Below are 8,622 nucleotides of genomic sequence, written 5' to 3' on the forward strand. Positions count from 1 at the left end.
GCGAGCCCCGCGGGCCCGCGGCGCCCTAGCCCCCGGACCGGGCCAGCGTTTCCAGCGCCGGCAACAGCAGCCGCAGCGCCCGACCGCGATGCGAGACCGCGTCCTTCTCCGCCGGGCTCAGCTCTGCGGCCGTGCGGTCGTGTCCGTTGGGAATGAACACCGGGTCGTAGCCGAAGCCGCCGTCGCCGCGCGGTTCGCGGGCGATGCTGCCGGGCCACTCGCCGCGGACGACAACCTCACCGGCGGCCGAGACGAGCGCGCAGGCCGACACGAACGCCGCACCGCGCCGTCCGTCGGGCACGTCGCGCAGTTGCGCCAACAGCAACGCGGTGTTGCCCGCGTCATCGCCGTGCCGACCGGACCACCGCGCCGACAGCACACCGGGCATGCCATTCAAGGCGGCGACCTCCAGCCCGGAATCGTCGGCCACGCTTGCCAACCCGCTCGCGGCGAAGGCATCCCGCGCCTTGGCCAACGCGTTGTCCTCGAACATCGCGCCCGTCTCCGGCGCCTCGTCGAACGGCGCCACATCGTCGAGTGACACCAGCGTCAAGCCGGTCAGACCGGCGGCGTCGAGCACCCGGCGCAACTCGGCCAGCTTCTTGGGATTGCGGCTGGCGACCAGCAGCCGGGTCACCCTGCACTGCCATACGTTTTAGCGCTGATCAACACCCTAGGCAGCGTAGCTGGACCGCAACATCTCACCCGGGCCTTGCAGCAGCCCGCTGCCATGTTGTTATATGTTTATAACAACTCAACCCTCGAGGGTCGGATGGATTATCGAGTCGAAGAGGCCGTGAACGCCCATCGGATCACCAGGCTGTGTGTCATCCAGTCCGGAGAGACCGTGCTCGCCGTTGGGCCCCAAGACAAGCCGCTTCCGATTCATTCCATTCGCAAATCGATCGTCAGCGCCCTATTTGGTCGGCTGATTGTAAGCGGCGATGTGCAGTTGGATGCAACGCTGGCCGATTTCGGTATCGACGACTCGCCGTGTCTCACCGATCGAGAACGAACCGCGACTCTTCAACACCTTCTGACGTCAACCTCTGGTGTCTACCTGCCGTTGAACTACGGTGCCACCTACGACATTTTCCGCAACAGGCCGTCGGACTGGCCGCAACGCGACTCTGCTGTGCCGGGCGCGGAATTTCACTACAACAACTGGAATTTCAACGTCCTCGGCGAGATTTACCAGCGAGTGTCCGGAGTAGCGTTGTTCACCGCAATCGACGGCATCCTGGCCCGCCCACTTGGCTTTCGCGATTGGAATCCGCTGCAGCACACGCGGTTGCGCTACGGCTACGACCCGCTGGGCGCGACACCCCGATACCCGAACCACGCCCTCCAACTATCCGCCCGTGACTTGGCCCGATTCGGGCAGCTTTATCTCAACGAAGGAACTTGGGACGGCGACGAAATCGTGCCGCCCGACTGGGTGAGGGTGAGCACCGCGACTCGGGTCGAAACCGGCCTGCCCAGCCCGTTCGCGTCATACGGCTACCTGTGGTGGACTGCCAACGGCGGCGACGCGAATGCGCTGCCGCCCGGCAGCTACTCGGCGGTCGGTTTGTTCGGGCAGACCCTTTCGGTCATTCCCTCGCACCAGATGGTGGTCGTCGCGCAAGGAGAGGATCTTGGCACCAAGATGACACTCCCGGCCGACATCATCAAAGCTCTGCTCCTGCTATGACCGGTCTCGGCGACGCCGAAAACGTTTAACGCGACACACTCCATAAGGAATAGACAGGGCGACGAAGCAGCTGGGTCCAGAGTGAGTCACAAACCCGATACCAAGACGCTCAAGGCGCTCAACAACGACATCACCGACGAGTTTCGCGCCAATGCCGGCAAGGTCGGCGGGCGATTCGCGGGCAACGAGCTGTTACTGCTCACTACGACGGGCGCGAAGTCCGGCGAGCCGCGCGTCACGCCGCTGGTGGCCTTCCGCATCGAAGCCAGGCTGCTGATAGTCGCGGGTTATGGTGGCGCCGACGTCAACCCGGCGTGGGTGCACAACCTGCGGGCCAACCCGCGGGCGCGCGTTGAAGTCGCCACCGACTCGTTCGACGTCGTCGCGCACGAGCTCGACGCGTCCGAACGTGAGGCGATCATCCCCAAACTCAACGCGACCGTACCCGCGTTCGCGTTCTCGAACTACCAGTCAAAGACCACCCGCGTAATCCCGATATTCGAGCTGCAGAAGGACGAGGCATGACCGACCGCAAGGAGCCTCGCCGTGGTCGCGCTGTCGGCGGTGGTAAACCGCGCGGCAGTTAGGCCGAGTTCAGGCGACCATCAGGCACGGTCAGCTGCCGAACGCCTTCGGCGTCGGGGCCCCCTCGGGGAGCACACCGGGGTACGGCAGCGCCAGCGCCTCACGCTGCGCGGCGAACAGCTTGTCGCAGGCGGCCAGCGCGACGTCGAGCAACTTGTCCAGCGTCGACCGCGGGAAGGTCGCGCCCTCGCCGGTCCCCTGAACTTCCACCAGGGTCCCGGTGTCGGTGGCGACGACGTTCATGTCGACCTCGGCGCGGGAGTCCTCCTCATACGGCAGGTCGACCCGGATGCGGCCGTCGACGACGCCGACGCTGACCGCGGCGATCGCGCAGGACAGCGGCCGCGGGTCCGACAGCTTCCCCGCCGCGGCGAGATAGGTCACCGCATCGGACAACGCGACGAAGGCGCCCGTGATGGCCGCGGTGCGGGTGCCACCGTCGGCCTGCAAGACGTCGCAGTCGACGGCGATGGTGTTCTCGCCGAGCGCCGCCAGGTCGATGCAGGCGCGCAGCGACCGCCCGATCAGCCGGCTGATCTCCTGGGTGCGCCCGGACAGGCGGCCCTTCACCGCCTCGCGGTCCGAACGGGTGTGGGTGGCCGACGGCAACATCGCGTACTCGGCGGTCAGCCAACCCAGGCCCGACCCCTTGCGCCACCGCGGCACGCCCTCGGTCACGCTCGCCGTGCACATGACCTTGGTGTGGCCGAATTCGATCAATACCGAACCGGCGGGGTGGTCGGTGAAACCGCGGGTGATGACCACGGGCCGAAGCTCGTCGTCAAGGCGGCCGTCTTCTCGTCTCGTCACCCGGCAAGCCTAAGCCAACCCTAACGCGCCGACTCAGACCCTCTCGGAGCGGCGGATATCGAACGTCTCGCCGCAGACCACCGCGTGCACGGGACCGTCGAACTCGGCCTTGGCCTCGCTGATCACATCCTCGCGCGAGGTCCACGGCGGGATGTGCGTCAGCAGCAGTTCGTGAACGCCGGCCTCGGCCGCGGCCCGGCCGGCCTCGGTGCCCGACAGGTGCAGCGCGGGCGGCCGGTCCGGCGCGTGCGTCCACGAGGCCTCGCACAGAAAAACGTCGGCGCCGCGGGCCAGCTCGACAAGCTGATCGCAGCTGCCGGTGTCGCCGCTGTACACGAACGAGGCGCCGGAGGGGTCGGTGATCTTCAGGCCGTAGGACTCCGTCGGATGGGCCACCACCCGCGGCGTCACCGTCAGCGCCCCGATGGTGACCGGCTCGCCGTCGACCCAATGGCGAACGTCGAAAATGTCCGAGCAGTCGTCGATCTCACCGCCATAGGGTGACGACGCCGCGCCCAGCCGCGACCAGGTGTCGCCCGGACCGTAGAGCAACGCCTTGCCGAGCGGGCGCGTCGGGTGGTAGCGCCGCCACACGAAAAGGCCGGGCAAATCCAGACAATGGTCGGCGTGCAAATGGGACAACAACACGTGCACGGAACCGGGATCGGCATAGCGCTGCAGCGCGCCAAGAACGCCCCCGCCAAAGTCGATGACCAACGGCGGAGTGTCCGGTGCCCGGAGCAGATAACCCGACGCGGGCGAGTCCGGACCCACCACGCTGCCCGAGCAGCCGAGCACGGTTATTCGCACGGACACTACTGTGCCATGCCCGATAGGACCGTGACGAAAACATGGCCGCATTGGTGTGACGAGAATCTCGTCCGCAGGTCAATCAATGTGCACCTGCGCAACGGGCTGGACGCCGGTGACGGCCGGACCGAGGAAGCGCGCCGCCAAAGCGGTGAATGCTTCGGGGTCGCCGGTGGCTTCGAAGACCCGCGTCGCGGGCGCTGCGTCGTGCGGGCGAAGCAAGTCCCGCTCGGTCAGCACGCGCAGCACTTCCTTGGCCGTCTCCTCGGCGCTGGAGACCAGCGTCACGTTGTCACCCATCGCCAATTGGATGAGTCCGGACAGCAGTGGATAGTGCGTGCAGCCGAGCACCAGCGTGTCGACCTGCGCGCGCTGCAGCGGCTCCAGATAGCCCTCGGCCAAACCGAGCACCTGACGGCCGCTGGTCACCCCGCGCTCCACGAAATCGACGAAGCGCGGGCACGCCACCGCGGTGATCTCGGTGTCACGGGCGGCGGCGAACGCGTCCTGATAGGCGTGCGAGTTGATGGTGGCCTGGGTGCCGATGACGCCGATGCGCCCGCTGCGGGTGGTGGCGACCGCGCGGCGCACCGCGGGCAGGATCACCTCGACGACGGGAACGTCGTAGCGTTCGCGGGCGTCGCGCAGGCACGCGGCCGACGCCGTGTTGCAGGCGATGACCAACGCCTTGACGCCGCGGCCGACGAGGTCGTCCCCGATGGCCAACGCGTGCGCGCGGACCTCGGGGATGGTCAGCGGCCCGTACGGACCGTGGCCCGTGTCGCCGACGTAGACGATGTCTTCGTCCGGCAGCTGGTCGATGATCGCGCGCGCGACGGTGAGTCCCCCGACACCGGAGTCGAAGACGCCGATGGGTGCCAGTGCCGAGCTCATGTCTTGGGCCGCGGCACGGTGGTGCCGGCTTTCCTGGACGTCCGGCCCTTACGTTCCGGGGCGGACAACCAATAGGCGGCCAGGATGCCGGCGATCGCTCCGCACAGGTGGCCCTGCCACGACACGCCCCCGCACCTGCCGAGCACCGGCATGGCCCCGAGCAGTACGCCGCCGTAGGCGAACATGACGACCAGCCCGATGATGATGTCGCGCATCCGGCGCACGAAGATCCCGAACACCAATAAGAAGGCCAGCCAGCCGAAGATCAAACCGGAGGCACCGATGTGGTCGGTGGGGCCGCAGCCGCTGCCGACGTCGCCGATGAGCCAGGTGCCGAAGCCACCGAGGATCCACACGATGGCGGTCGCCCAGACGAATCTGGACAGGCCGGCCAGCGTCATCAAAAATCCCAGGACCAGCAGCGGCACGGTGTTGGCCATCAGGTGCTGCCAGCTCGCGTGCAACACCGGGGCGAAGACGATGCCCCACAGGCCGTCGGCCTCCAGTGGGCGAATGCCGTTGGCGTCCAGCGAATGGCGGGTCAACTGGTCGATCAGCTCGACGAGGTAGAGCAGCACCACGAAGGTGAGGATCGTGGCGGCGCCGGCCGTCGCGGTGGACCGCTTCTTCGGCTGGGCTGCAGGCGCGCCGGGGCGTCCGGTGGGAGTCCTCTTACCCATGGCTGCCTTTCCAGCGTGTTTCCAGCATCGTCAAGGCTACCGGCGCCGCGGCCGGTCGCCTCTCATCGACCGAAAGCGCCGGGCAGCACGTCGCGATAGCTCGGTATGCCGGCGATCGATTCGGCGGCCAGCACGCCACCCAGCACCGCTTGGGCCAGGCAATCGGCGGCGGCGATGCCGACCTCGGTGGCCAGCCGGGTCTCCGGCGAGAAGGCGGCGGGCGCGTCCGTCGCGGGCGGCACCTCGACCGCCCCGGTGGCCAGTACGAACACGGTGTCACCGTCGACCGGGGTGTGCGCCGGCCGGATGCTGCGGGCCAGGCCGTCGTGCGCGGCGATCGCCACCCGCCGGCACGCCGCCGCGCTCAGGGCGGCGTCGGTGGCCACCACCGCGATGACGGTGTTGAGCGGGTTGTCCACCGGATCCGACGGGGACGCCAAACCGGCGAGCGCGTCGACCTGCTCGGCCGGCGGCGGCCGCAGCCCGAATTCCTGAATCAGGTCCGTCATCCACGGCAGGCCGGTGCTCCGGTCGACGACCTCGCCGGCGGAGTTCACCACGGCGACCGCCCCGACGGTCACACCGGACGGCAGCGCCTTCGACGCGGTCCCGACGCCGCCCTTGAGCGCCCCGGCGCGCGCGCCCACCCCGGCGCCGACGGTCCCGACGGTTAACTCTGCGTCGGTGGCGGCAGCACAGGCCGCGTAACCGAACTCCGCCGTAGGGCGGCACCGCCAACCCCCGACCGGCAGATCGAAGATCACCGCTGCCGGCACGATCGGGACCACACCGCCGTCCATCGCCACGCCGCGCTCGTGTTCTTCCAGGAAGCGCATGACGCCGTCGGCGGCGGCCAGGCCGAAGGCGCTGCCCCCGGCGAGCAGCACCGCGTCGACGAACCGCACGGTGTTGGCCGGATCCAGCAGGTCGGTCTCGCGGGTGCCGGGCGCACCGCCGCGGCAGTCGACGGCGCCGACGGTTCCCGGCGGGGTGAGTATGACGGTGACGCCGCAGGCCCAGCCGGCGCCCAGCGACGCGTCGGGGTCCAGTCGTTGGTAGTGGCCGACGCGGATGCCCCCGACGTCGGTGATGGCGTTCACCGGTCGCCCGACGCGGTCATCGGGACCCCATGAGCACCAGGACCAGGTACTCCTGCAGCACGGTCAGCCACTGGTAGACGTCGAAGTGCACGGCCAGCGGATGGTCGGCGGGCAGGCGCTCCGGGCCGTCGGGTCCCACCTCGAGCATGACTCCCAGCGTCAGCCGGATGTCGTTGACCGCTGCGATCCAGCAGTTCGCGTCGTCCTCGGTGAGCTCGAAGCGGCCGCCGTCGTCGGGAACCGTGCTCAGCAACCGCTGTGCGGCAACACGTTTGGCGTCGACGATGCCGGGCTCGTGCAGGCTGCGCAGGGCGGCGTTCAGGCTGTCCGCGGCCTCGGACGGCTCGGTGTCATCGTCGGGCCGATAGAAATCGGGCAGCAGCCGACGCAACGTTGGATCTTTCGGCGGTTCGGCGTTGCCCGTCTTGATCCCGGTGATCTCCTCGAGTTCGTCTGCCGGCGAAGCGGATTCGCGCTCGTCGAGCAGGCCGATCATCGCCGTGGCCAGATTCTTGAGCAGGGCGGCCTCGTGCGAGGCTAGTGACGACCGAAAACGGGGACCGTCAGCGGTCTCGACCCGCTTCCATTTGCGCACCGGGAATCGCCAGCGCCTCGACCGTCAGCGGTCCTGCTGCATCGTCGCCCACAGACCGGCGGCGTGCAGCTTGGACACATCGACTTCCATGGACTCCCGGCTGCCGGCGGACACCACGGCCTTGCCCTCGTTGTGCACCTGCAGCATCAGCTTGGTGGCGTGCGGCTCGCTGTAGCCGAACAGCTTCTGGAACACATAGGTCACGTAGGTCATCAAATTGACCGGGTCGTCCCAGACGATCGTGACCCACGGGCTCGCCGTGGCCTCTACCGGAGCGGACTCTCGTTGTCCTGTAGTGCCCGGCTTAGTGGGCGCTGACATAACAACCATGGCCTACACGATACCGAGGGTTGGACGACGTTTCCGAGACCCGAGGGCAGCCGATACCGTTATGGGATGAACGACCCGGTCGTTACTGGGCTGCTGACCGACAAGTACGAGTTGACGATGCTGGCGGCGGCGCTGCGCGACGGCAGCGCCGATCGACGGACCACCTTCGAGCTTTTCGCACGCCGGCTTCCCCAACGACGCCGTTACGGCGTGGTCGCCGGCACCGGCCGGCTGCTCGAGGCGCTGCCCCAGTTCACCTTCGACGACCAGGCGTGCCAGTCGCTGGGGCAGTTCCTCGACCCAGATACGTTGCGCTACTTGCGCGAATTTCGGTTCGGCGGCGACATCGACGGCTACGCCGAGGGCGAGCTGTACTTCCCCGGATCCCCGGTGCTGTCGGTGAGCGGGACGTTCGCCGAATGCGTGGTGCTCGAGACGCTGGCGCTGTCGATTTTCAATCACGACACCGCCGTCGCCTCGGCCGCGGCGCGGATGGTGAGCGCGGCCAGGGGACGTCCGCTCATCGAGATGGGGTCGCGGCGAACCCACGAGCAGGCGGCGGTCGCCGCGGCCCGCGCGGCCTACATCGCCGGCTTCGACGGCTCCTCGAACCTGGAGGCGCAGCGCTGCTACGGAATACCCGCCGAGGGCACCTCCGCGCACGCGTTCACCATGCTGCATGCGCGCGCCGACGCACCCACGGAATCGACCGAACTGGCGGCGTTTCGGGCACAGGTCGACGCGCTCGGCGTGGACACCACCCTGCTGGTGGACACCTATGACGTGACGACCGGGGTGGCCAATGCCGTCGCCGCCGCCGGTACGGGGCTCGGCGCGGTGCGCATCGACTCCGGCGAGCTGGGCGTGCTGGCCCGTCAGGTCCGCCGGCAGCTCGACGAGCTGGGCGCCACCCGGACCCGCATCGTGGTCTCCGGTGACCTCGACGAGTTCTCCATTGCGGCCCTGGCCGCCGAACCGGTGGACAGTTACGGCGTGGGCACGTCGCTGGTGACCGGCTCGGGCGCCCCGACCGCGAACATGGTCTACAAACTCGTCGAGGTGGACGGCATGCCGGTGCAAAAGCGCAGCAGCCACAAGGAATCTCACGGCGGACACAAGGAGGCG

The 8,622-nt window shown here is 68.3% G+C and carries 11 protein-coding genes; 3 read left to right on the forward strand and 8 right to left on the reverse strand.

Annotated features, from left to right (window positions below; all coding sequences use genetic code 11):
• Positions 1 to 25: 25 nt before the first annotated feature.
• A complete protein-coding gene (gene rdgB, locus A5624_RS14680) occupies positions 26 to 637 on the reverse strand; it encodes an RdgB/HAM1 family non-canonical purine NTP pyrophosphatase (protein ID WP_066867334.1) in 612 nt (203 codons plus the stop codon).
• Positions 638 to 772: 135 nt separating this feature from the next.
• Between rdgB and A5624_RS14685 the strand changes: the two genes are divergently transcribed.
• Both A5624_RS14685 and A5624_RS14690 read left to right on the forward strand, forming a co-directional pair.
• On the forward strand, positions 773 to 1,693 hold the full coding sequence (locus tag A5624_RS14685) for a serine hydrolase (protein ID WP_066867336.1): 921 nt from the start codon (positions 773 to 775) through the stop codon (positions 1,691 to 1,693).
• Positions 1,694 to 1,774: 81 nt separating this feature from the next.
• Entirely contained in the window at positions 1,775 to 2,218 is a 444-nt protein-coding gene (locus A5624_RS14690) for a nitroreductase family deazaflavin-dependent oxidoreductase (protein ID WP_066867338.1), read from the forward strand.
• Positions 2,219 to 2,308: 90 nt separating this feature from the next.
• On the opposite strand, the gene rph is transcribed toward A5624_RS14690, so the two are convergent.
• The 7 genes from rph to clpS form a co-directional block, all read right to left on the reverse strand.
• Positions 2,309 to 3,088, reverse strand: coding sequence for a ribonuclease PH (gene rph / locus A5624_RS14695; protein WP_066867340.1), 780 nt, complete (start codon positions 3,086 to 3,088; stop codon positions 2,309 to 2,311).
• Between the two features lie 33 nt (positions 3,089 to 3,121).
• Complete coding sequence (locus A5624_RS14700) at positions 3,122 to 3,904, reverse strand: cyclic nucleotide-degrading phosphodiesterase (protein ID WP_066867342.1); 783 nt, start codon at positions 3,902 to 3,904, stop codon at positions 3,122 to 3,124.
• A 72-nt stretch (positions 3,905 to 3,976) separates the two neighbouring features.
• Positions 3,977 to 4,792: a glutamate racemase gene (gene murI, locus A5624_RS14705; protein WP_066867344.1), complete on the reverse strand. Its 816-nt coding sequence runs from the start codon at positions 4,790 to 4,792 to the stop codon at positions 3,977 to 3,979.
• A complete protein-coding gene (locus A5624_RS14710; RefSeq protein ID WP_066867346.1) occupies positions 4,789 to 5,472 on the reverse strand; it encodes a rhomboid family intramembrane serine protease in 684 nt (227 codons plus the stop codon). Before A5624_RS14710 ends, murI begins: the two co-directional genes overlap by 4 nt.
• A 62-nt stretch (positions 5,473 to 5,534) precedes the next feature.
• Positions 5,535 to 6,572 (reverse strand): P1 family peptidase, encoded by a 1,038-nt coding sequence (locus A5624_RS14715; RefSeq protein ID WP_066867348.1) that lies wholly within the window; start codon positions 6,570 to 6,572, stop codon positions 5,535 to 5,537.
• A gap of 16 nt (positions 6,573 to 6,588) precedes the next feature.
• On the reverse strand, positions 6,589 to 7,167 hold the full coding sequence (locus A5624_RS14720; RefSeq protein WP_066867350.1) for a DUF2017 domain-containing protein: 579 nt from the start codon (positions 7,165 to 7,167) through the stop codon (positions 6,589 to 6,591).
• Between the two features lie 24 nt (positions 7,168 to 7,191).
• Positions 7,192 to 7,497 (reverse strand): ATP-dependent Clp protease adapter ClpS, encoded by a 306-nt coding sequence (gene clpS / locus A5624_RS14725; RefSeq protein ID WP_066867352.1) that lies wholly within the window; start codon positions 7,495 to 7,497, stop codon positions 7,192 to 7,194.
• 66 nt (positions 7,498 to 7,563) lie between these two features.
• Between clpS and A5624_RS14730 the strand changes: the two genes are divergently transcribed.
• Positions 7,564 to 8,622, forward strand: a 1,059-nt coding sequence (locus A5624_RS14730) for a nicotinate phosphoribosyltransferase (RefSeq protein WP_066867355.1), incomplete at its 3' end; no start/stop codon positions are given.

It is taken from the genome of Mycobacterium sp. 1482292.6 (assembly GCF_001672995.1).
Lineage (GTDB): Bacteria > Actinomycetota > Actinomycetes > Mycobacteriales > Mycobacteriaceae > Mycobacterium > Mycobacterium europaeum_A.

What these genes read in the sequence shown, in the direction of transcription:
- A5624_RS14685 (WP_066867336.1), top strand. Translation starts at nt 773, where the DNA reads ATGGATTATCGAGTCGAAGAGGCCGTGAACGCCCATCGGATCACCAGG.
- murI (WP_066867344.1), bottom strand. Translation starts at nt 4,792, where the DNA reads ATGAGCTCGGCACTGGCACCCATCGGCGTCTTCGACTCCGGTGTCGGG.
- A5624_RS14710 (WP_066867346.1), bottom strand. Translation starts at nt 5,472, where the DNA reads ATGGGTAAGAGGACTCCCACCGGACGCCCCGGCGCGCCTGCAGCCCAG.
- clpS (WP_066867352.1), bottom strand. Translation starts at nt 7,497, where the DNA reads ATGGTTGTTATGTCAGCGCCCACTAAGCCGGGCACTACAGGACAACGA.